The organism is Paraburkholderia lebeckiae, from assembly GCF_014201005.1.
GTDB lineage: Bacteria > Pseudomonadota > Gammaproteobacteria > Burkholderiales > Burkholderiaceae > Paraburkholderia > Paraburkholderia tuberum.
Genome location: NZ_JACHDK010000002.1, coordinates 540,610 through 561,506, shown reverse-complemented (window position 1 = coordinate 561,506; position 20,897 = coordinate 540,610). Strand labels below are relative to the sequence as shown.

The 20,897-nt window shown below is 63.2% G+C and carries 19 protein-coding genes and 1 pseudogene; 15 read left to right on the top strand and 5 right to left on the bottom strand.

Annotated elements, in window-relative coordinates; genetic code table 11:
* Window positions 1-135 precede the first annotated feature (135 nt).
* The 5 genes from fabZ to HDG39_RS05795 all read left to right on the top strand — a co-directional run bounded on the left by fabZ (window position 136) and on the right by HDG39_RS05795 (window position 4,289).
* Complete coding sequence (gene fabZ / locus HDG39_RS05815; RefSeq protein ID WP_006048683.1) at window positions 136-600, top strand: 3-hydroxyacyl-ACP dehydratase FabZ; 465 nt, start codon at window positions 136-138, stop codon at window positions 598-600.
* Window positions 601-700: 100 nt separating this feature from the next.
* The gene (gene lpxA, locus HDG39_RS05810) at window positions 701-1,489 is read left to right on the top strand and encodes an acyl-ACP--UDP-N-acetylglucosamine O-acyltransferase (protein WP_184003973.1); all 789 of its coding nucleotides are present in this window, start codon (window positions 701-703) and stop codon (window positions 1,487-1,489) included.
* A gap of 3 nt (window positions 1,490-1,492) precedes the next feature.
* The gene (gene lpxB / locus HDG39_RS05805; RefSeq protein WP_184003971.1) at window positions 1,493-2,662 is read left to right on the top strand and encodes a lipid-A-disaccharide synthase; all 1,170 of its coding nucleotides are present in this window, start codon (window positions 1,493-1,495) and stop codon (window positions 2,660-2,662) included.
* Complete coding sequence (rnhB, locus tag HDG39_RS05800; protein WP_184003969.1) at window positions 2,659-3,408, top strand: ribonuclease HII; 750 nt, start codon at window positions 2,659-2,661, stop codon at window positions 3,406-3,408. Before lpxB ends, rnhB begins: the two co-directional genes overlap by 4 nt.
* Window positions 3,409-3,500: 92 nt before the next feature.
* A complete protein-coding gene (locus HDG39_RS05795; protein ID WP_184003967.1) occupies window positions 3,501-4,289 on the top strand; it encodes a TrmH family RNA methyltransferase in 789 nt (262 codons plus the stop codon).
* Between the two features lie 63 nt (window positions 4,290-4,352).
* Here HDG39_RS05795 and ppsR read toward each other — a convergent pair whose 3' ends face one another.
* On the bottom strand, window positions 4,353-5,168 hold the full coding sequence (gene ppsR / locus HDG39_RS05790; protein ID WP_013089690.1) for a posphoenolpyruvate synthetase regulatory kinase/phosphorylase PpsR: 816 nt from the start codon (window positions 5,166-5,168) through the stop codon (window positions 4,353-4,355).
* A 513-nt stretch (window positions 5,169-5,681) separates the two neighbouring features.
* Here ppsR and ppsA point away from each other — a divergent pair.
* From ppsA to HDG39_RS05775, 3 genes are all read left to right on the top strand, one after another.
* On the top strand, window positions 5,682-8,084 hold the full coding sequence (ppsA, locus tag HDG39_RS05785; protein ID WP_184003965.1) for a phosphoenolpyruvate synthase: 2,403 nt from the start codon (window positions 5,682-5,684) through the stop codon (window positions 8,082-8,084).
* A gap of 117 nt (window positions 8,085-8,201) precedes the next feature.
* Entirely contained in the window at window positions 8,202-8,657 is a 456-nt protein-coding gene (locus HDG39_RS05780; protein ID WP_184003963.1) for an NfeD family protein, read from the top strand.
* A gap of 87 nt (window positions 8,658-8,744) precedes the next feature.
* On the top strand, window positions 8,745-9,692 hold the full coding sequence (locus HDG39_RS05775; RefSeq protein WP_090800567.1) for an SPFH domain-containing protein: 948 nt from the start codon (window positions 8,745-8,747) through the stop codon (window positions 9,690-9,692).
* A 100-nt stretch (window positions 9,693-9,792) separates the two neighbouring features.
* Here HDG39_RS05775 and smpB read toward each other — a convergent pair whose 3' ends face one another.
* Window positions 9,793-10,239: an SsrA-binding protein SmpB gene (smpB, locus tag HDG39_RS05770; RefSeq protein WP_013089686.1), complete on the bottom strand. Its 447-nt coding sequence runs from the start codon at window positions 10,237-10,239 to the stop codon at window positions 9,793-9,795.
* Window positions 10,240-10,339: 100 nt separating this feature from the next.
* Between smpB and HDG39_RS05765 the strand changes: the two genes are divergently transcribed.
* Both HDG39_RS05765 and HDG39_RS05760 read left to right on the top strand, forming a co-directional pair.
* On the top strand, window positions 10,340-10,777 hold the full coding sequence (locus HDG39_RS05765) for a type II toxin-antitoxin system RatA family toxin (RefSeq protein ID WP_018417666.1): 438 nt from the start codon (window positions 10,340-10,342) through the stop codon (window positions 10,775-10,777).
* On the top strand, window positions 10,774-11,106 hold the full coding sequence (locus tag HDG39_RS05760; RefSeq protein WP_090800565.1) for an RnfH family protein: 333 nt from the start codon (window positions 10,774-10,776) through the stop codon (window positions 11,104-11,106). The genes HDG39_RS05765 and HDG39_RS05760 overlap by 4 nt, the downstream gene beginning before the upstream one ends.
* A gap of 71 nt (window positions 11,107-11,177) precedes the next feature.
* On the opposite strand, the gene HDG39_RS05755 is transcribed toward HDG39_RS05760, so the two are convergent.
* On the bottom strand, window positions 11,178-12,164 hold the full coding sequence (locus HDG39_RS05755) for a DMT family transporter (RefSeq protein WP_184003961.1): 987 nt from the start codon (window positions 12,162-12,164) through the stop codon (window positions 11,178-11,180).
* A 317-nt stretch (window positions 12,165-12,481) separates the two neighbouring features.
* Here HDG39_RS05755 and guaB point away from each other — a divergent pair, with 317 nt between their 5' ends.
* From guaB to guaA, 3 genes are all read left to right on the top strand, one after another.
* Window positions 12,482-13,942, top strand: coding sequence for an IMP dehydrogenase (gene guaB, locus HDG39_RS05750; RefSeq protein WP_184003959.1), 1,461 nt, complete (start codon window positions 12,482-12,484; stop codon window positions 13,940-13,942).
* A 6-nt stretch (window positions 13,943-13,948) separates the two neighbouring features.
* Window positions 13,949-14,692 carry a hypothetical protein gene (locus tag HDG39_RS05745; RefSeq protein WP_184003957.1) on the top strand — a complete coding sequence of 248 codons (744 nt, stop codon included), beginning with the start codon at window positions 13,949-13,951 and terminating at the stop codon, window positions 14,690-14,692.
* A gap of 215 nt (window positions 14,693-14,907) precedes the next feature.
* On the top strand, window positions 14,908-16,491 hold the full coding sequence (gene guaA / locus HDG39_RS05740; protein WP_184003955.1) for a glutamine-hydrolyzing GMP synthase: 1,584 nt from the start codon (window positions 14,908-14,910) through the stop codon (window positions 16,489-16,491).
* A gap of 611 nt (window positions 16,492-17,102) precedes the next feature.
* Here the strand turns inward: guaA and HDG39_RS05735 are convergent.
* Complete coding sequence (locus HDG39_RS05735) at window positions 17,103-17,585, bottom strand: GNAT family N-acetyltransferase (RefSeq protein WP_184003953.1); 483 nt, start codon at window positions 17,583-17,585, stop codon at window positions 17,103-17,105.
* On the bottom strand, window positions 17,582-17,854 hold the full coding sequence (locus tag HDG39_RS05730; protein WP_184003951.1) for a type II toxin-antitoxin system TacA family antitoxin: 273 nt from the start codon (window positions 17,852-17,854) through the stop codon (window positions 17,582-17,584). The genes HDG39_RS05735 and HDG39_RS05730 overlap by 4 nt, the downstream gene beginning before the upstream one ends.
* A gap of 103 nt (window positions 17,855-17,957) precedes the next feature.
* Here HDG39_RS05730 and HDG39_RS05725 point away from each other — a divergent pair.
* Window positions 17,958-18,086: pseudogene (locus HDG39_RS05725) on the top strand (tyrosine-type recombinase/integrase); the annotation flags it as partial.
* 282 nt (window positions 18,087-18,368) lie between these two features.
* Window positions 18,369-20,840 (top strand): DEAD/DEAH box helicase, encoded by a 2,472-nt coding sequence (locus HDG39_RS05720; protein ID WP_260327540.1) that lies wholly within the window; start codon window positions 18,369-18,371, stop codon window positions 20,838-20,840.
* The last annotated feature ends 57 nt before the right edge of the window (window positions 20,841-20,897 follow it).

The following is a 20,897-nucleotide window of genomic DNA, read 5'->3' as shown; positions in this document are numbered from 1 at the left end:
ATGAAGCGAAGCCGGTGGCCGTGACCGGGTGGCACGGCCACCGGTCATCAGAGGCGCCGGTCGTGCGCGTTTTCAACCCACCTGCACCAGCATCCGCAGTCATCATCGCGCAGTCAATGCGTGAGCAGAAACACCATGAGCACCGAAAAAATCAATCTCGACATTCATAAGATTCTCACGCTGCTGCCGCATCGTTATCCGATCCTGCTGGTCGACCGGGTGCTCGAACTCGAACCGCACAAGAGCATCAAAGCGTTGAAGAACGTGTCGATCAATGAGCCGTATTTCCAGGGACATTTCCCGACGCGGCCGGTGATGCCAGGCGTGCTGATCCTCGAAGCGCTCGCGCAGACCGCGGCGCTGCTGACGTTCTCGGAAGAACCGAGCGATCCGTCGAACACGCTGTACCTGTTCGTCGGCATCGACAACGCGCGCTTCAAGCGCGTGGTGGAACCGGGCGATCAGCTGATCCTGAACTGCACGTTCGAGCGTCACATGCGCGGCATCTGGAAGTTCAAGGCGCGCGCCGAAGTGGATGGCGTCGTCGCGGCGGAAGCCGATCTGATGTGCGCAGTGCGCCACACGGACAAAGACGCGTAAAGCCCGTGTCGGGGCAGGTCGCGGCGCGGCAGGGCACGCGCGCGGTGGCCCTGACGGCAAGGCCATCCACACAACGCAACAGAATCAGAAGCGAGGACGCATGAGCAGGATCCATCCCACTGCGATCATCGAGCCGGGCGCGCAGCTCGACGAATCCGTCGAAGTCGGACCCTATGCCGTGATCGGCGCACACGTGACGATCGGTGCGCGCAGCACGGTCGGCTCGCACAGCGTGATCGAAGGCTATACCACGCTCGGTGAAGACAACCGCATCGGCCATTACGCATCGGTCGGCGGCCGCCCGCAGGACATGAAGTACCGGGACGAGCCGACCAGGCTCGTGATCGGCAACCGCAACATGATCCGCGAGTTCACGACGATCCACACCGGCACGGTGCAGGACGCGGGCGTCACCACGCTCGGCGACGACAATTGGATCATGGCCTACGTGCACATCGGTCACGACTGCCACGTCGGCAACAACGTGATCCTGTCGAGCAACGCGCAGATGGCCGGTCACGTGACGATCGGCGACTTCGCGATCATCGGCGGCATGTCGGGCGTGCATCAGTTCGTGCGCATCGGTGCGCATTCGATGCTCGGCGGCGCGTCGGCGCTCGTGCAGGACGTGCCGCCGTACGTGATCGCCGCGGGCAACAAGGCCGAGCCGCACGGCATCAACGTCGAAGGGTTGCGCCGCCGCGGCTTCTCGGCCGACGCGATCTCGGTGCTGCGCACCGCGTATCGCGTGCTGTACAAGAACGGCCTGTCGCTCGAAGAAGCGAAGGTGCAACTGAAGGAACTCGGTTCGGCCGGCGGTGACGGCGACGCCCCGGTGCAGACGCTGCTCGCGTTCGTCGAAGCGTCGCAGCGCGGCATCATCCGCTAACCGATGACGTTGCAACCCAGTCCGCTGCGCGTCGCGATGGTGGCCGGCGAGCCGTCCGGCGACCTGCTCGCCGCGTCGCTGCTCGACGGTCTCGCCAGCACGCTGCCGGCCACCACCCAGTACTACGGCATCGGTGGTCCGCGCATGATGGCCGCGGGCTTCGACGCCCACTGGCCGATGGAAAAGCTGACGGTGCGCGGCTATGTCGAAGCACTGCGGCACATTCCCGAAATCCTCGGTATCCGCAACGAGCTCAAGCGTCAACTGCTCGCCGAACCGCCGTCCGTGTTCGTCGGCGTCGACGCGCCCGACTTCAATTTCGGGCTCGAGCACGCACTGCGCGACGCCGGCATTCCGACCGTGCACTTCGTCTGCCCGTCCATCTGGGCGTGGCGTGGCGGGCGCATCAAAAAGATCGCCAAGGCCGTCGACCACATGCTGTGCGTGTTCCCGTTCGAAACCGCGCTGCTTGAAAAGGCGGGTGTCGCGGCGTCGTACGTCGGGCATCCGCTGGCCGATCAGATCCCGCTCGAACCTGACACCCTCGGTGCGCGCCGCGCGCTCGGTCTCGCGGAAAGCGGGCCGGTGATCGCGGTGCTGCCGGGCAGCCGGCGCTCCGAGATCGACCTGATCGGCCCGACGTTCTTCGCGGCGATGGAGATGATGCAGCACCAGGAGCCCAGCGTGCGCTTCGTGATGCCGGCGGCGACGCCCGCGTTGCGCGCGTTGCTGCAGCCGCTCGTCGATGCGCATCCGGGCCTCGCGCTGACCATCACCGAAGGGCAGTCGCAACTCGCGATGACCGCCGCCGACGCGATTCTCGTGAAGAGCGGCACCGTCACGCTCGAAGCCGCGCTGCTGAAAAAGCCGATGGTGATTTCGTACAAGGTGCCCTGGCTGACCGGCCAGATCATGCGCCGCCAGGGCTATCTGCCGTACGTCGGCCTGCCGAACATCCTGGCCGGGCGTTTCGTGGTGCCGGAGATCCTGCAGCACTTCGCGACGCCGCAGGCGCTCGCCGAGGCGACGCTGAAACAGTTGCGCGACGAGGCGAACCGGCGCACGCTGAAGGAAATCTTCACGGAGATGCATCACGTGCTGAAGCAGAACACCGCGCAGCGCGCGGCCGAAGTCGTGGCGAGCGTCGTCGAGCAGCGGGCGGGGCGGCCATGACCGCCGCGCGCGCGCCTCGCCGGAAGATCGCGGCCACCGTTCGGGTCGTGGCGCAAGCCGGCCTGAACTTCGAGAGCGCCGACGACATCGTCTGCGGCGTCGACGAGGCAGGGCGCGGACCGCTGGCCGGTCCGGTCGTCGCGGCGGCGGTGATTTTCGATCCCGCCAAGCCGATGATCCGCGGCCTCGACGATTCGAAGGTGCTGAGCGCACTCAAGCGCGAAGCGCTGTACGACAAGATCGTCGAGCGTGCGCTCGCGTACTGCGTCGCGTCGGCGACAGTCGAGGAAATCGATTCGCTGAACATCCTGCATGCCACCATGCTCGCGATGAAGCGCGCGGTCGAGGGCCTGTCGGTCGTGCCGACGCTCGTGAAGGTCGACGGCAACCGTTGCCCGACGCTGAGCATTCGTAGTGAAGCGGTGATCGGCGGCGACGCGCTCGTGAAGAGCATTTCGGCGGCGTCGATTCTCGCGAAGGTCACGCGCGACCGCATGCTGGTCGAACTGCACCAGGCGTATCCGATGTACGGCTTCGACGCGCATGCCGGTTACGGCACGCCGCAACATCTCGCGGCGCTGCTCGAGCATGGGCCGTGCGAACATCATCGGCGGTCGTTCGCGCCGGTGCGCGAAGCGCATCTGCGGTTCGGCACAGGCGTGCCGTTGCCGCCGGCGGACGCCGTCATCGTGGCCGACGCGCTGCTGCTCGACGGCGATGCGTTCGGCGAAGCCGGCCTCGCTTGACCGACCCCATCAGCGCGGCTCGAGCGCACTCCGCGCTTGCGTGCCGTTGATTGCCGCTGATTCCTTTTCCCTTCTTACCGCCTTCGCTGCCTGTGAAAGCCATCACCTCGCGGGACAATCCGCTCTACAAGCGCCTGAAGGCACTGGCCGGCTCGACGCATCAACAGCGCCGCAGCGGCCACGCGCTGCTCGAGGGCTTCCATCTCGCGAGCACGTATCTCGACGTCGCCGGTCAGCCGGAGCTATGCGTCGTCACTGATGGCGCGCTGCGTCACGACGAAGCGCGGGCGATCGTTTCGCGCATCGGTGAGCATCGGCTCGTGACGTTGCCGGATGCATTGTTCGGGCAGTTGTCGAATGTCGTGCATGGGGTCGGGATTCTGCTGCTCGTCGAGAAGCTCGACGCGCCGCTGCCCGAGCGCGTCGAGCAAAACTGTCTCGTGCTCGACGGCGTGCAGGACGCGGGCAACGTCGGATCGATTCTGCGCAGCGCAGCGGCTGCGGGTATCGAGCACGTGTTCTGCGCGCCGGGCACCGCATACGCGTGGTCGTCGAAGGTGCTGCGTTCCGGGATGGGCGCGCACTTCCTGTTGCAGATTCATGAGGATGTCGAAGCGCGTGCGCTGATCGAACGGCTCGCGGTACCGATCGCCATCACCGATTCGCACGGTGCCGAAGCGATCTACGACTGTGACCTGACCAGGTCGCTCGCGTGGGTGTTCGGCAACGAAGGGGCGGGCGTGTCGCAGGTGTGGCGCGATGCCGTGTCGTTGCGCGTGACGATCCCGCAGCCCGGCGGCATGGAGTCGCTGAACGTGGCGGCCGCGGCGGCGGTCTGCGTGTTCGAGCAGTGCCGGCAGCAGCGCGGGCGCAAAAAGTAGACTCACTGTAAGTGGCGTTGCCAAGGCTCTGGCCCGGCAACGCAATGCCTGCCCGGCTGTCCTTCAATACGACGGCCGATCCAGCTTGATCTCCTGCAGGATCGTCGTCGCGATCTCCTCGATCGACTTGTGCGTCGACGACAGCCACTTGATCCCCTCGCGCCGCATCATCGCTTCCGCTTCGTTGATCTCGTAGCGACAGTTTTCCAGCGCCGCATACTTACTACCCGGCCGCCGCTCGTTGCGGATTTCCGACAAGCGCTGTGGATCGATCGACAACCCGAACATCTTCTGCCGATGCTCGAGCAGCGGCGTCGGCAGCTTGCCGCGTTCGAAATCTTCGGGAATCAGCGGATAGTTCGCGGCTTTCACGCCGTACTGCATCGCCAGATAAAGGCTCGTCGGCGTCTTGCCGCTGCGCGACACGCCGACGAGAATCACGTCGGCGTCTGCGAGATTGCGGTTCGATTGACCGTCGTCGTGCGCGAGCGAGAAATTGATCGCCTCGATCCGGTTCTTGTACTCCTCGGTGTCCGCGTTCTGGTGGCCGCGGCCCATCGCGTGGCTCGACTTAAGCTCCAGTTCCTGCTCGAGCGGCTCGACGAAGGTCTGGAACATGTCGAGCACGAGCGCGTTCGAATCCTTCACGATCTGATTCGACGAGCTATCGACCAGCGTGGTGAACACGATCGGACGACGGCCGTCCTGCACGACCGCTTCGTTGATCTTTTCGAGCGTCGCATAGGCCTTCTCGGTCGAGTCGACGAAAGGCACGCGGACCAGGCGGAATTTCTGGTCGAACTGGGAGAGGATCGAATGCGCGAAGGTTTCGGCAGTAATCCCGGTACCGTCTGAGACGATGAATACGGTGGGCGGCATCAGTGGAGCTGTGAACGTGAAAGGCAAATGAGCCGGAAAGCGCGAGCGCGACAACGCGCTCGAATCAAACCGCGCGGCGGCGGGCGCGCCACGCTCGCGCCCGCGCGGGCGGTCTCGCAAAAGCCCGCTGGCTCGGTCGGGGCGCGATTCGAGGCGCAATTCTCGACCGACTGTCACATTTCAGGAGTCGGCACGGTAGAATAACGGCAACCTGTTGGATAAGCAATTGCAGGCGATTGGCCGCTAACTTGCCGCGAACGGTCGTTCAACGTCACGCTATCTAATGGCAATGTGCGTTGAACGCGACAGATCGAGCGGTAAGTCCGCTCAACCGCGTTCTTCGGTGCGTCCGCCTCGTGCTGCACGGCCGGCGCGCCATGCAACGCATCTCCGCTGTCCAGGCGATTGCTTATCTAACAGGTTGTGCAAGACACGGGGTCGAGCTTCCAATGGGCTGCCCGTGTTCAAGCCCACTTGCACAGCCGCGAATTTCTTTCACACTTAGGGGCTTGTATGACTAACGCAGTTACCGTCGCAAAGGACAAGGCGTATGTAGTTCCGTTCGAGCAGTTGCGGATGACCGACGTGGAAATCGTCGGCGGCAAGAACGCGTCGCTGGGCGAGATGATCAGCCAGCTCGCGGAAGCCGGCGTGCGCGTGCCGACTGGCTTCGCGACCACCGCGCTCGCGTTCCGTGACTTCCTGCAGCACAACGATCTGACTGAACGCATCGCCAAACGTCTCGAGACGCTCGACGTCGACGACGTGAAGGCGCTCGCCGAAGCGGGCAAGGAGATCCGTCAATGGATCGTCGACGCGCCGCTGCAGCCGCAACTCGAGGCTGACATTCGCGCGGGGTTCGACACGCTGCAAAAGAGCTCGCCCGAGGAGCTGTCGTTTGCCGTGCGTTCATCCGCGACCGCGGAAGACCTGCCGGACGCATCGTTCGCCGGGCAGCAGGAAAGCTATCTGAACGTGGTCGGCATCGACGACGTGCTCGATCGCATGAAGCATGTGTTCGCGTCGCTGTACAACGACCGTGCCATCTCCTATCGCGTTCACAAGGGCTTCACGCATGCTGAAGTCGCGTTGTCGGCGGGTGTGCAGCGCATGGTGCGCTCGGATGTCGGCGCCGCGGGCGTGATGTTCACGCTCGATACCGAATCCGGTTTCAAGGACGCCGTCTTCATCACGTCGAGCTATGGCCTTGGCGAAACCGTCGTGCAGGGCGCGGTGAATCCGGACGAGTTCTACGTGTTCAAGACCACGCTCGCCCAGGGCAAGTACCCGATCATCCGCCGCTCGATCGGCTCGAAGCTGATCAAGATGGAGTTCACGAAGCCGGGCGAGCCGGGCCGCGTGAAGACCGTCGACATCGCGCACGAACAGCGCAACCGCTTCTCGATCACCGACGAAGACGTGATCGAGCTCGCGAAGTACGCGGTGATCATCGAGAAGCACTACCAGCGTCCGATGGACATCGAGTGGGGCAAGGACGGCCGCGACGGCAAGATTTTCATCCTGCAGGCGCGTCCGGAAACGGTGAAGAGCCAGGGCGGCGGCAAGGCCGAGCAGCGCTTCAAGCTGAAGGGCCAGTCGAACGTGCTGGCAACGGGCCGCGCGATCGGTCAGAAGATCGGCGCGGGTCCGGTACGCGTGATCCACGACCCGTCGGAGATGGACCGTGTGCAGCCGGGCGACGTGCTCGTCGCCGACATGACCGACCCGAACTGGGAGCCGGTCATGAAGCGTGCGTCGGCGATCGTCACGAACCGTGGCGGCCGCACCTGCCATGCGGCGATCATCGCGCGTGAGCTGGGCGTGCCGGCCGTGGTCGGCTGCGGCGACGCGACCGACGTGCTGAAGGACGGCGCGCTCGTCACCGTGTCATGTGCGGAAGGCGACGAAGGCAAGATCTACGACGGCCTGCTCGAAACCGAAATCACCGAAGTGCAGCGCGGCGAACTGCCGCCAATTCCGGTGAAGATCATGATGAACGTCGGCAATCCGCAACTCGCATTCGACTTCTCGCAACTGCCGAACGCAGGTGTGGGTCTCGCGCGGCTCGAGTTCATCATCAACAACAACATCGGCGTGCACCCGAAGGCGATCCTCGAGTACCCGAACGTCGATCAGGACCTGAAGAAGGCGGTCGAAAGCGTCGCGCGCGGTCACGCTTCGCCGCGCGCGTTCTACGTCGACAAGCTGACCGAAGGTATCGCAACGATCGCGGCGGCGTTCTATCCGAAGCCCGTCATCGTGCGTCTGTCGGACTTCAAGTCGAACGAGTACAAGAAGCTGATCGGCGGCTCGCGCTATGAGCCGGACGAGGAAAACCCGATGCTGGGCTTCCGCGGCGCGTCGCGCTATATCGCGGAAGACTTCGCCGAGGCGTTCCAGATGGAATGCGTCGCGCTGAAGAAGGTGCGTGAAGAGATGGGCCTCGACAACGTCGAGATCATGGTGCCGTTCGTGCGTACGCTGAAGCAGGCGGAGCGCGTGGTCGGGCTGCTCGCGAAGTTCGGCCTGAAGCGCGGCGAGAAGGGCCTGCGTCTGATCATGATGTGCGAAGTGCCGACGAACGCGATCCTCGCGGAAGAGTTCCTGCAGTACTTCGACGGATTTTCGATCGGCTCGAACGACCTGACGCAGCTCACGCTCGGCCTCGACCGCGACTCGGGCATGGAGCTGCTCGCGGTCGATTTCGACGAGCGTGATCCAGCGGTCAAGTTCCTGCTCAAGCGCGCAATCGAAACCTGTCTGCGTCTGGACAAGTACGTCGGTATCTGCGGCCAGGGGCCGTCGGATCATCCGGACTTTGCGCAATGGCTGACGGACGAAGGCATCAAGTCGATCTCGCTCAACCCCGACACGATCATCGATACGTGGCAGCAACTGGCAAAGGCGAAGCAGTAACTCGCGAGGCATCGAATGCCGCTTCGCAGGCGGCATTCGGCACGCGTTAAAGGCACGTCCGCTTCGTGCTATAAACACCCCGGTAGAACCGGGGTGTTTTGCTTTGTGGAGGTCGATGTGGCGCCTGGTGAACTGTTCTGGTGGATCGGGGCGGGTGTGCTTGTCGTGCTGGAACTGATGAGCGGCACCTTCTATCTGTTGATGATCGCGTTCGGCTTCGTCGCGGCCGCACTTGCGCGCATTGCCGGCGCCGGGACCGATCTGCAATTCGTGGTGGCGGCGCTGGTTGCGCTTGCGGCGGTCGTGGTTCTCAGACGCTCGCGCTTCGGCCGTCGTAGGCGCGAGCAGGCGTCGCGCAATCCGGATGTCAATCTGGATATCGGGCAGACGCTGAACGTGCCGGCCTGGCAGGGGCGCAAAGCACGCGCGACCTATCGTGGCGCGGCATGGGACGTCGAGCTGGCCGCGGGCGAACCGGAAGACGCGCAGGTCTACGAGATCAGGGAGTTACGGGGCAGTTGCCTCGTCGTCGTCGCGAGGCGGCAGCCGAAGGCGCGCGCGAGCGCGACCTGACCATCTGAGCGCCGGCCGCCTAAGCTGAAAACGCAGGCCCGACCAACCTGCGCACAACTATTCGAAGCAGAACCGGAGGATAAAGATATGGATTCAACCATCGTCGGGGCAGTGCTGCTGATCGTCGTGATCGTGCTCGCGTCGCAGACCATCAAGATCGTGCCGCAGCAGCATGCGTGGGTGCTCGAGCGCCTAGGCCGTTATCACGCGACGCTGACGCCGGGTCTGAGCTTCGCGTTCCCGTTCGTCGACCGGGTCGCGTACAAGCACGTGCTGAAGGAAATTCCTCTCGAAGTGCCGAGCCAGGTTTGTATTACGCGCGACAACACGCAACTGCAGGTCGACGGTGTGCTGTATTTCCAGGTCACCGATCCGATGAAGGCATCGTATGGATCGAGCAACTTCGTGTTCGCGATCACGCAGTTGTCGCAGACCACGCTGCGCTCGGTCATCGGCAAGCTGGAGCTGGACCGGACCTTCGAGGAGCGCGATTTCATCAATCACAGCATCGTGTCCGCGCTGGACGAGGCGGCCGCGAACTGGGGCGTAAAAGTGCTGCGCTACGAGATCAAGGACCTGACGCCGCCAAAGGAAATCCTACACGCGATGCAGGCGCAGATCACTGCCGAGCGCGAGAAGCGCGCGCTGATCGCGGCATCGGAAGGGCGCAAGCAGGAGCAGATCAATATCGCGTCGGGCGGCCGCGAGGCGGCGATCCAGAAGTCCGAGGGCGAGCGTCAGGCAGCGATCAACCAGGCGCAGGGGCAGGCCGCGGCGATTCTGGCGGTGGCCGAGGCGAACGCGCAGGCGATCCAGAAGATCGCGGCGGCGATCCAGCTGAACGGCGGCATGGACGCGGTGAATCTGAAGGTGGCCGAACAATACGTGAACGCGTTCTCGAACCTCGCCAGGCAGGGCACGACACTGATCGTGCCGGGCGACATGTCGAACATGAGTTCGATGATCGCGTCGGCGCTGACCATCGTGAACAAGAGCAAGGCGGCAGCGGAGCCGCCGCGCGGCGACTTGCGCTGACGAACGGGCAACGCATGCGCAATGAGCGCCTGACGTAAAAACAAATGGCCCGCACATCGATGTGCGGGCCGTTTTTGCATGAGCCGGAAACGAATCGCGTTCAGGTCGGCGAGCGCATCAAGCGCGCCTTCTCGCGCTCCCAGTCGCGCTTCTTCTCGGTCTCGCGCTTGTCGTGCATCTTCTTGCCTTTCGCGAGACCGATCTCGCATTTGACGCGACCGTTCTTGTAGTGAAAATTCAGCGGCACGAGCGTGTAGCCGCGCTGCTCGACCTTGCCGATCAGCTTGCTGATCTCCTCGCTATGCAGGAGCAGCTTGCGCGTGCGCACCGGATCGGGATGGATGTGCGTCGACGCTTCGGGCAGCGGGCTGATGTGCGTGCCGATCAGGAACAGCTCGCCGTTGCGGATCACCACGTAGCCTTCCTTGATCTGGCCGCGCCCGGCGCGCAACGCCTTGACCTCCCATCCTTCGAGCACGAGGCCTGCCTCATAGCGTTCCTCGACCGAGTAGTCGTAGAAGGCTTTTCTGTTGTCTATGATGCTCATGAATGGAAAGTGCCCAACTCGTTTAAAATCACGATTTTAGCAAAGCGGGGCAAGGAAAGCCCGCGGCGCTCGTCCACCGTTGCCACGCGCTGTTCAATTTATGGCAGATGTCCAGAAAACCGTTTTGATTCGCCATTCGGCGGAGCAGATGTTCGACCTCGTCACCGACGTCGACGATTACCCCAAGTTCCTGCCATGGTGCGGGGGCATCGAAATTCGTCACCGGGACGACACCAGCATGGAGGCGAGGATCGATATCAACTTCAAGGGCATCAAGCAGCATTTCGCCACGCGTAACTCGATGGAGCGCCCCACGCGCATCGACATGGAATTCGCCGACGGTCCGTTTCGCAAGTTCACCGGTTTCTGGCGCTTCACGCCGCTGCGCGCCGATGCATGCAAGATCGAATTCGCGCTGCACTACGAGTTCACCAGCATCCTGCTCGAGAAGATCATCGGGCCGGTGTTCAATCACATCGCCAATACCTTCGTCGAATCTTTCGTGAAGCGCGCTAACCAGCGCTATGGTCAGTCATGAGCGCGCGGCTAACAGTCGAGGTCTGCTATGCGCTCGCTGCCGAGCAGGCGCTGATTGCGGTCGAGTTGCCCGCGGGCGCGACGCTGCAACAGGCTATCGGCGCAAGCGGGATTCTGCAGCGCTTTCCATCGATCGATCTGAACACGCAGAAGGTGGGCGTGTTCGGCAAGCTCAAGCCGCTCGATACGGTGCTGGCCGACCATGATCGCGTCGAGATTTACCGGCCGTTGCTGGTGGACCCGAAGGTGTCGCGCCAACGCCGCGTCGAAAAGACACGCAAGGCGGGGTCGATCGAGGGGCGGCGTTGGTTGAACAAGGATTCGCGCTAGGCGGCGCTAGTTGGGGGGGGCGGCGGACTTTTTCGCGCGCCGCCCGTCTTGCATCATCACGTCACGTCACCTCAGGGCGGCGCCGTCTGCGCCTTATCGTTCATGCCCTCGATGCGCGCCGCACCCGAAGAATCGTCGTCCGAATGCCGGCGCACCGACCACCAGACCCCCGCCACCAGCAGCAGGATCGCCGCGAGTTCGAGCGGGCGCGGCAGGCGCTCGTCGTAAATGAACGCGTAAAGCAGCGCGAACAGCGTCTCGAACACGATCATCTGGCCGGACAGCGTAAGCGGCAGCCGTTTTGCCGCGGCATTCCACAGGCCGTTGCCGAGCCACGACGCGCCGATCGCGAGTGCGAGGTTGAGCAGCCAGAACGTGTGCCAGCGCGGGTCGGCCAACTCACCCTGCGGGCCGCCCGACGGCAGCGCCGCGACCACGAGCCACAACGCGCCGCCGAGCGCGCCAGTCACGACACCCCACAGCACCGACCACTCATTGCCGCTGAAGTGCGTCTGACGCTGCAGGTAACGGGCGTTCTCGACCGCGAACCACGTCCAGCAGATGAGCGCGCCCACCGCGCAGGCCACGCCGAGCAGGCGCGTCGCGATGCTCACCGGCGCCGCGCCGGCCACCGTAAAGACGTCGATATTGATGCAGACGATGCCCGCCATCACGGTCGCGAGCGGCCATGCGAGGCGCGCGAGCGGCACCGCGCCGTGATCGCGCCGGCCGACCAGCGTGACCGTGACCGGCAGCACGCCGACGATCAGCGAGGCCGGTGCGATTCCGATCAGGTGCACGGCGGCCGTCAGCAGCAGGTAATAGACGATATTGCCGGCCAGCGCGAGCTTCACGAGCGCGATCAGATCCTCGCGGCTCAGCCGTTTGGCGAGCGAACGCGCGATCGGTAGCGCCGCGGCGAGCGACACGACGCCGTACATCGAGTAGCGGCCGGCGACGAGCAGGAGCGGGGAGAAGTCGGGCAGCACGCGCGGCACCAGAAACACCATGCCCCACAAGGCTCCGGCCATGACCCCGTATACGACACCTCGCTGCATCGACTGCCTCTGCTGAAGAAACTGGAATGGCCGGCAGAATAGCGGTTATGCGAGCGGGGCGTCTTGTTCGATCCTGCATTCGGGCCGCTCGACCGCCGCTCGACAGGGTACGTGCCGCGAAAATGCCGTCGGCTCTGCCCCGATTTCGCCTGCGAACGCGCAAACGAAACCCGATCGAACCCGACGCGAACAGGCAAGCGAAATCGACGCATGCGGGAGCGGCAAAAAATCGTCTGAAATTCGCTAAGCTGCTGTTCGCGCAGTGAAAACCGGGGTGGTATCGCGTATAATTCGCTTTTGCGCCTATAGGATTTGCCATGCGTCTGATCCAAACAGCACTCACATTCGATGACGTGCTCCTCGTCCCGGCCTTCTCCGACGTTCTGCCGCGCGACACCAGCCTCAAGACCCGGCTGACCCGCAACATCTCCCTCAACATGCCGCTCGTGTCCGCCGCGATGGACACGGTCACCGAAGCACGTCTGGCAATCGCCATGGCGCAAATGGGCGGCGTCGGCATCATCCACAAGAACCTCACACCGGCCGAGCAGGCGCGTGAAGTCGCGAAGGTCAAGCGTTTCGAGTCGGGTGTCGTGCGCGACCCGATCACCGTGCCGCCGCAAATGAAAGTGCGCGACGTGATCGCGCTGTCGCGCCAGCATGGCATTTCGGGCTTCCCGGTCGTCGAAGGCTCGCAGCTCGTCGGCATCGTGACCAACCGCGACCTGCGCTTCGAAGAGCGTCTGGACGAGCCGGTGCGCAACATCATGACGCCGCGCGAGCGCCTCGTCACCGTCAAGGAAGGCACGCCGCTCGCCGAAGCGAAGGCGCTGATGCACAGCCACCGCCTCGAGCGCGTGCTGGTCGTCAACGACGCATTCGAACTGCGCGGCCTGATGACCGTCAAGGACATCACCAAGCAGACCGAGCACCCGGACGCATGCAAGGACGAGCACGGCAAGCTGCGCGCGGGCGCGGCGGTCGGCGTCGGCGCGGACAACGAAGAGCGCGTCGAGCTGCTCGTGCAGGCCGGCGTCGACGTGATCGTCGTCGATACCGCGCATGGCCACAGCAAGGGCGTGCTCGAGCGCGTCAAGTGGGTCAAGCAGAACTTCCCGCACGTCGAGGTGATCGGCGGCAACATCGCAACCGCCGCGGCCGCCAAGGCGCTCGTCGAATACGGCGCGGACGGCGTCAAGGTCGGTATCGGCCCGGGCTCCATCTGCACGACGCGAATCGTCGCAGGCGTCGGCGTGCCGCAGGTCACCGCTATCTCCAACGTGTCCGAAGCGCTGAACGGCACCGGCGTGCCGGTCGTCGCCGACGGCGGCGTGCGCTTCTCGGGCGACGTCAGCAAGGCGCTCGCGGCGGGCGCCAGCGCGGTCATGATGGGCAGCATGTTCGCCGGTACCGAGGAGTCGCCGGGCGAGGTATTCCTGTACCAGGGCCGCCAGTACAAGTCGTACCGTGGCATGGGCTCGGTCGGCGCCATGAAGGACGGCGCGGCGGACCGCTACTTCCAGGACAACTCGGCCAACATCGACAAGCTGGTGCCGGAAGGCATCGAAGGTCGCGTCGCGTACAAGGGTTCGGTCAACGCGATCCTGTTCCAGCTGATCGGCGGCGTGCGTGCGAGCATGGGCTACTGCGGCTGCCGCACCATCGCCGAAATGAACGAGAAGGCCGAGTTCGTGCAGATCACCGGTGCGGGCCTGCGCGAGTCGCATGTGCACGACGTGCAAATCACCAAGGAAGCGCCCAACTACCACGTGGACTAAACGCCCATGAAGCCACTGCTGCGCGTTGTACTGATCCTCGATGCGTTGTTGCTGCTGGCGTTCGGCCTGCTGTTCGTGCTGACGCCGTGGACCTCGCTGTACGACGCGTTGCAACTGGTGCCAACGGAGCCGATGCTGGTCGGCCAGGCGTTCGGCGTCGCGCTGATCGGGCTCGCTTGGCTCGCGGTGCATGCGTCGTTCGACGGGGCGCTGACCTCGACGGTCGCGAAGGTCGTCGGTCATGCGCACTGGCTGATCGGCGTGCTGATGCTGGTCTGGCTGCTGGGGCTGCATACGCCGTCACTGACCGGCTTCGGGCAGATGGTGGCGGTGCTGGCCGGTATCGTGCTGGTGGTGATCGGGCTCGGCGGCGTGCGACTGTCGGGTGCGGTGCGGCGGCGCGAGAAGGGGATCGTGGTCAAGCCCTCGTCGAGCAAGGCCGACAGTCGTGCCAATAAGCGTGTCGCGAATGAAGCCGAAAAGGATGCCGCACGGCAGCGTGAACCCGAACGCGACAACGCGCGCGAGCCACGTGCCTCAGCGGGCTTTCCGGTCTATCACGCCGAGCCGGTGCCAGAGCCCGTCGTGCCGGTCACGCGGCCGGTCCATCCGGCTGCCGCGGCTTCCGTTGGCACTACCGCGCCGCTTCATCCGGCCGCAAGCGAGCCTGGCGTGAGCGAGTCCGAACGCGCCGCGCGCGACACCAGCAACGACGTGCCCGGCGCACCCCGCCCGCCGTTTCATGGTTGAAGCGCCGCGCGCCAGGCCGTTTGCCGAAGCTACCGGATTGCGTTCGCGCGCATCGCAGGCGGCGAGTTCCGTGGTTGGCCGCGCCCTTGTGCTTCATCGTAACGTTGTCTGTCCGCGCCGCGCCAAGACCGTCGCCGCGTGGACCGCTTTGAATTCGACGCCGCGCCTCGCGCGCGGCATTCCGTATCCGCTCACTTCTGATTCCGTCCGCTGCCATGCATGACAAGATCCTGATTCTCGACTTCGGTTCGCAAGTCACCCAACTGATTGCACGTCGCGTTCGCGAAGCCAACGTGTATTCGGAAATCCATCCGTACGACGTCGACGCGTCGTTCATCCGCGACTTCGCGCCGAAGGGCGTGATTCTGTCGGGCGGCCCGAGCTCGGTCACCGAGGAAGACACGCCGCGCGTGCCGCAAGCCGTGTTCGAACTCGGCGTGCCGGTGCTCGGCATCTGCTACGGCATGCAGGCGATGGCGCAGCAGCTCGGCGGGAAGGTCGACATCGGTCATCTGCGCGAATTCGGCTACGCCGAAGTGCGCGCGCGCAACCATACGAGCCTGCTCGAAGGCATCAGCGACTTCACCACGTCCGAAGGCCACGGCATGCTGAAGGTATGGATGAGCCACGGCGACAAGGTGCTGGAGATGCCGCCGGGTTTCGCGCTGATGGCATCGACGGAATCGTGCCCGATCGCCGCGATGGCCGACGAACAGCGCCGCTTCTACGGCCTGCAATGGCATCCGGAAGTCACGCACACGGTGCAGGGCCGCGCGATGCTCGAGCGCTTCGTGCTGCAGATCTGCGGCGCGAAGGCCGATTGGGAAATGGGCCACTACATCGACGAAGCCGTCGCGAAGATTCGCGAGCAGGTCGGTAACGAGCACGTCATTCTGGGCTTGTCGGGCGGCGTGGATTCGTCGGTGGCGGCGGCGCTGCTGCACCGCGCGATCGGCGATCAACTGACTTGCGTGTTCGTCGATCATGGCCTGCTGCGCCTGAACGAAGCCGAGCAGGTGATGGCGCTGTTCGCCGATCACCTTGGCGTGAAGGTGATTCACGTCGACGCGAGCGAAGCATTCCTCGGCAAGCTCGCCGGCGTGACCGATCCTGAAGCGAAGCGCAAGATCATCGGCGCGGAGTTCGTCGAAGTGTTCCAGGCCGAAGCCGGCAAGCTCACCGACGCGAAGTGGCTGGCACAAGGCACGATCTATCCGGACGTGATCGAATCGGCGGGCAAGGGCAAGAAGGCCGCGCAAACCATCAAGAGCCACCACAATGTCGGTGGTCTGCCGGAGACGCTGAATCTGAAGCTGCTCGAACCGCTGCGCGAGCTGTTCAAGGACGAAGTGCGCGAGCTTGGCGTGAAGCTCGGTCTGCCGCACTCGATGGTGTATCGCCATCCGTTCCCGGGTCCGGGTCTGGGCGTGCGGATCCTCGGCGAAGTGAAGCGCGATTTCGCGGACCTGCTGCGCCGCGCGGACGCGATTTTCATCGAGACGCTGCGCAACACGATCGACAACGAAACCGGCAAGTCGTGGTATGACCTAACGAGCCAGGCGTTCGCGGTGTTCCTGCCGGTCAAGAGCGTCGGCGTGATGGGCGACGGGCGCACCTACGAGTACGTCGTCGCGTTGCGCGCGGTGCAGACGCTCGACTTCATGACCGCGCATTGGGCGCATCTGCCGCATGAACTGCTTGGGCATGTGTCGAACCGGATCATCAACGAAGTGCGCGGGATCAACCGGGTCGTCTACGACATCTCGGGGAAGCCGCCTGCGACGATCGAATGGGAATGAGAGTAAAAATATCTCAATTAAATCAATGGCTTACGAGGCTTGTTCGGATTGTCTATCAGAGTGCAACGTTGCCTCTAAGTATTTGATTTTTAATGAGTATCTCCACCATTCCGTAGAAAGCTGGGGCGTATTTGACGGTATCAAAGACGGTACAAGTGTCGGTAAACCGGACGGTATGGTTCCGTTCGAAATTCGGGTTTCAATTGTTACCGTCAATGCGATTCCGGGCATGACGGTAAGGTTTTCCCCGAAAAGCTAGACTCCGCGTGGGTTTGCGGGCGTCTGTAGGTCTTGTGGTTGGTGACGGTAAAAAGTCGTCCCAACCACGAGAACGACACACGATGCTCACCGAATTCGCGCTTCGCAACCTCAAGCCCCGTACAACTCTGTACAAGATTGCCGACCAGCCTTTCTGAGCGTCATTCGTCAGCTTCGGAACTACATGCCAGGGCTTCATGAAGCCGGGTTTCGGTCGTGCGCAAGCTCGTACACGGACAGCAATTTCAGCTGTCCACGGCACGTGTACCGACGTATATTTTGGACAATTCTGTAGTGGCGGAAAGTTGGCCAGGTGAAGAAAAGCCGCACCCTGCGGCTTTTCTGCGCACTCGTCATGCCAGTCGGAGCATGAGTGTGAGGGGACGAATCGGAGAAGGTGTGAACCCGTACGACTCATAGAAAGCCGCTGCGTGTGCGTCAATCGCATGCACAAGCATCGCACGTACGCCAAGATCTTTTGCGATCGAGCTAGCGCGATTGAGGGCGTCCTTCAAAAGGGCAGCGCAGAGTTGGATGCCTTTTGTATTGACGTCTCGTGCTAGCCGGCCAAGCACAACCACCGGAATTGGATCCGGCATATTTCGACGAACGTTGCCGGTTGCATCGACATGGGCAACGGCTCCAGCCGCGAGGGCATAGTAGCCGTAGACGCGGCCGGTATCATCGGTCGTTACTAATACACGGCTTGCCCCACTGTTGTGGTTAATCAGGGCGCGCCGCTTCAGCCAGTCGTCAAGCTCCAGCCTTCCGCAGGAAAAGCTGGCAACGTCGTGCTCGGCCAGCAGCGGCTGCGGAGCAGAAAGCTTCCGATTCATTCGCTGTTTTCATTCCAAGGGGTTTTCACGTCCATAAGACGGGCAAGACCCGCGTTTGCGACTTTCGGCGCGTCTAGCAATTCGGTGAACTGCTTAAATTTTTCCGAATCGAGCCCAAAGAAAGTGCGATCCAGGACGACGGCCTGAGCGCGCTCGCAAGCGGCCTCCAACATAAAGTCGGAGCGGTTTTTGCCAAGCAGGCTCGCTGCGTAATCGATCAGATCACGTTGCTCTGGCAAGGCGCGAAGATTAATAGGTGCGTCGCGCATGATGCACTCCACACTGTATATACGATAGATATACGTGTGATAGAGCAATGTATATCTGATGTCAGTACGCGCCGTAGCAGAATCAGTCAAGTTTCAGCCTGGCGACTGGATCGAGAAGTGCCTGGCGCACGAGGACGGACGTTCGATCTACAACAAGGCAGAGTACGCCGAGCAGCGGCGCCACATGCTGCAAGAGTGGGCCAACATGGTCGATGCCCGTATCGACGGGTAGAGCTACGTGCCGAAGCTATTGTCCGAGAATGTGGTAGTGCCGGTGCTGAGTGCCACCTTGTGTGTCGAATCTGCGGGCGATGGAGGACGAGGTCCGGGATATACTGTGTGTCCTCGTTTTTACCGAGCCGGTAGGCAATCAAGGACGCGTTACGGACTCGATCCGGGGGGCGGATTCAGCAGTTGGCGGATTGACTGGATCTGCCCGCGTGGGAGGCAATCCGAGACCCGCTGGACTTCGCATTGTTGGAGCGGGTCGGTCGCGCAAATATCACGTCAAGTCATGACTAGCAAACACTCTTCCACCAAGTCACGTCGATCCTCGAAGCTTTCCCGCATCCACGCCCCCGATCACATGTCGCCCGCCGACTGGCAGCGCGCCTTGCGTCGGCAATTCGGGCAAGAGCAAGCGTTCTCACTGGAGAATCTCGGGACGGAGACGTATTTCTCCGAATTCCGCGTCGGCAATCCGGAGTCGAACTTCAGCTATCGCGTGTCGATTCGTGGGGCCTGCCCGGGCGACAACTTTTGCGACTGTCCCGATTACGCCACCAACGAACTCGGCACCTGCAAGCACATTGAATTTACCTTGTCGCGACTGCTGCGCAAGCGAGGCGCAAAGGCGGCCTTCGCCCGTGGTTATCAGCCCGCATTCTCGGAGCTGTATTTGCGAAACGAGGGAGGGCGAGCGGTCCATTTTCGCGCCGGCGCGGATTGTCCGGCAAAGGTAGCCAAAGCGGCCGCCGCTTTGTTCGACGAGTCTCGGCGATGGCATCTGCCGGAGGACCGTTTCGAAGATCTCGGGCGCTTTCTCTCCAGGGTGGCGAAGGCCGGGCACGAATTGCGCGCCCATGACGACGCGCTCGATTTCATCGCCGGCCGAAACGATGCGGCGCGCCGTGCCAGGATGCTCGACGAGCAGTTTCCGCAAGGAGGCGCGACGCCCTCGCTGAAGAAGCTGCTCAAGGTGCCGCTCTATCCGTACCAGGCCGAAGGCGCATTGTTCGCCGTGCGTGCCGGGCGCGCCTTGATCGGCGACGAAATGGGCCTCGGCAAGACGGTGCAGGCCGTCGCGGCGGCGGAAATCCTGATCCGGCATTTTGGCGTGTCGAAAGTGCTGGTGATTTGCCCTACTTCGCTCAAGTATCAGTGGCAGAGCGAGATCACGCGGTTCTCCGGCCACGCTTCGAGGGTAGTCGCGGGCGGCCTTGCCCAGAGGCGGGGCGAATATGCGGCCCAGGATCTCTACAAGATCACCAACTATGAGAAGCTGAAATCGGACCTTGACATGATTTCCGCGTGGGCGCCGGAGCTGGTCATCGTCGACGAGGCGCAGCGCATCAAGAACTGGAACACCATTGCGGCGAAGGTTCTCAAGCGAATCGACAGCCCCTATGCCGTCGTGCTGACGGGAACGCCTCTCGAAAACAAGCTGGAGGAACTCGTTTCCATCGTTCAATTCGTCGACCAGCACCGTCTCGGGCCCACGTGGAAGCTGCTGCACGAACATCAGGTCAAGGACGAGGCGGGACGCGTGACGGGATACACGGGCCTCGAGAAGATCAGCCAGACCCTGGCACCGATCATGATACGGCGTCGCAAGTCCGAGGTGCTGCTGCAGTTGCCCGGGCGCACCGATCAGAATCTGCTGGTGCCCATGACCGAGCTGCAGATGGCGTATCACACGGAAAACGCGGACATCGTGGCCAAAATCGTCCGGCGCTGGCGTAACACCAGGTTTCTGTCGGATCAGGACCAGCGGCGCCTCACCTGTGCTTTGCAGAACATGCGCATGTCGTGCAACAGCACCTATCTGCTGGACCAGGAAACCGATCACGGCGTGAAGGCCGACGAGCTGGCGACGTTGTTCGAGTCGCTTTTCACGCAGCCGGACGAGAAAGTCGTGGTGTTCAGTCAATGGACGCGCACGCATGAGATAGTCATTCGCCGGCTCAAGAAGCTCGGCATCGGCTACGTCAGCTTCCATGGCGGCGTGCCGTCGGAAAATCGGCCCGCGCTGGTGCAGCGCTTTCGGGACGATTTGGACTGTCGGGTATTTCTGTCGACGGACGCAGGTAGCACGGGGCTCAACCTCCAGCACGCGTCGACGCTCGTGAACATGGATCTGCCGTGGAACCCGGCGGTGCTGGAACAGCGCATCGCGCGTATCTATCGGTTGGGCCAGAAAAAGCCGGTACAAGTCGTCAATTACATCGCGAAGGGAACGATCGAGGAGGGCATGCTGTCGGTGCTGGCTTTCAAGCGCTCGCTGGCGGAAGGCATCCTCGATGGCGGCGCCAGCGAAATTCTGCTCGGTGGTTCGCGCCTGACCCGCTTCATGAAGGATGTCGAAAACGTCGCGGGGCGCATGGGAGAGAGCGAGGTCATGGCCGCGGCGGAGGAAGCCGCGAGCGGCGCAGTCGTGTCCGGCGACGCGGCGCGTGACGCGAGCGTCGTGGAAACCGACCTCGCCGGTACCGGAGAGCAGCCTCAAGCTTCGACCATCGATACAGCTCAACGAGGCGCGTCCTTCGAACCGTGGTCAGGGTTGCTGCAGTTCGGCGCGGCGCTGGCGTCGGCGTTGAATGAGCCGGGCGATGGCGCGGTTGCCGCACACCCGTGGGTCGAGCGCGATGCCGTGACGGGCGCGCGAAGTCTCAGGTTGCCGCTGCCATCTCCCGAGACGGCAAGACGACTGGCTGAGGTGCTGTCGACGATCTCGGATGCTCTGCTGCGCAACGGCAGCGCAAACTAAAGTCGCTGAACGTGGGAGTTGGGGCAGGCATCTTCGAGGCGGCCTGCTTCGAGCCGT

Bases quoted from the DNA above. Each gene is read 5' to 3' on its own strand.
- lpxB (WP_184003971.1), top strand. From the start codon at position 1,493: ATGACGTTGCAACCCAGTCCGCTGCGCGTCGCGATGGTGGCCGGCGAG.
- fabZ (WP_006048683.1), top strand. From the start codon at position 136: ATGAGCACCGAAAAAATCAATCTCGACATTCATAAGATTCTCACGCTG.
- rnhB (WP_184003969.1), top strand. From the start codon at position 2,659: ATGACCGCCGCGCGCGCGCCTCGCCGGAAGATCGCGGCCACCGTTCGG.
- lpxA (WP_184003973.1), top strand. From the start codon at position 701: ATGAGCAGGATCCATCCCACTGCGATCATCGAGCCGGGCGCGCAGCTC.
- HDG39_RS05775 (WP_090800567.1), top strand. From the start codon at position 8,745: ATGGATTCAACCATCGTCGGGGCAGTGCTGCTGATCGTCGTGATCGTG.
- HDG39_RS05720 (WP_260327540.1), top strand. From the start codon at position 18,369: ATGACTAGCAAACACTCTTCCACCAAGTCACGTCGATCCTCGAAGCTT.
- HDG39_RS05755 (WP_184003961.1), bottom strand. From the start codon at position 12,164: ATGCAGCGAGGTGTCGTATACGGGGTCATGGCCGGAGCCTTGTGGGGC.
- HDG39_RS05765 (WP_018417666.1), top strand. From the start codon at position 10,340: ATGGCAGATGTCCAGAAAACCGTTTTGATTCGCCATTCGGCGGAGCAG.
- ppsA (WP_184003965.1), top strand. From the start codon at position 5,682: ATGACTAACGCAGTTACCGTCGCAAAGGACAAGGCGTATGTAGTTCCG.
- HDG39_RS05730 (WP_184003951.1), bottom strand. From the start codon at position 17,854: ATGCGCGACGCACCTATTAATCTTCGCGCCTTGCCAGAGCAACGTGAT.
- HDG39_RS05745 (WP_184003957.1), top strand. From the start codon at position 13,949: ATGAAGCCACTGCTGCGCGTTGTACTGATCCTCGATGCGTTGTTGCTG.
- guaB (WP_184003959.1), top strand. From the start codon at position 12,482: ATGCGTCTGATCCAAACAGCACTCACATTCGATGACGTGCTCCTCGTC.
- HDG39_RS05760 (WP_090800565.1), top strand. From the start codon at position 10,774: ATGAGCGCGCGGCTAACAGTCGAGGTCTGCTATGCGCTCGCTGCCGAG.
- ppsR (WP_013089690.1), bottom strand. From the start codon at position 5,168: ATGCCGCCCACCGTATTCATCGTCTCAGACGGTACCGGGATTACTGCC.
- HDG39_RS05735 (WP_184003953.1), bottom strand. From the start codon at position 17,585: ATGAATCGGAAGCTTTCTGCTCCGCAGCCGCTGCTGGCCGAGCACGAC.
- smpB (WP_013089686.1), bottom strand. From the start codon at position 10,239: ATGAGCATCATAGACAACAGAAAAGCCTTCTACGACTACTCGGTCGAG.
- guaA (WP_184003955.1), top strand. From the start codon at position 14,908: ATGCATGACAAGATCCTGATTCTCGACTTCGGTTCGCAAGTCACCCAA.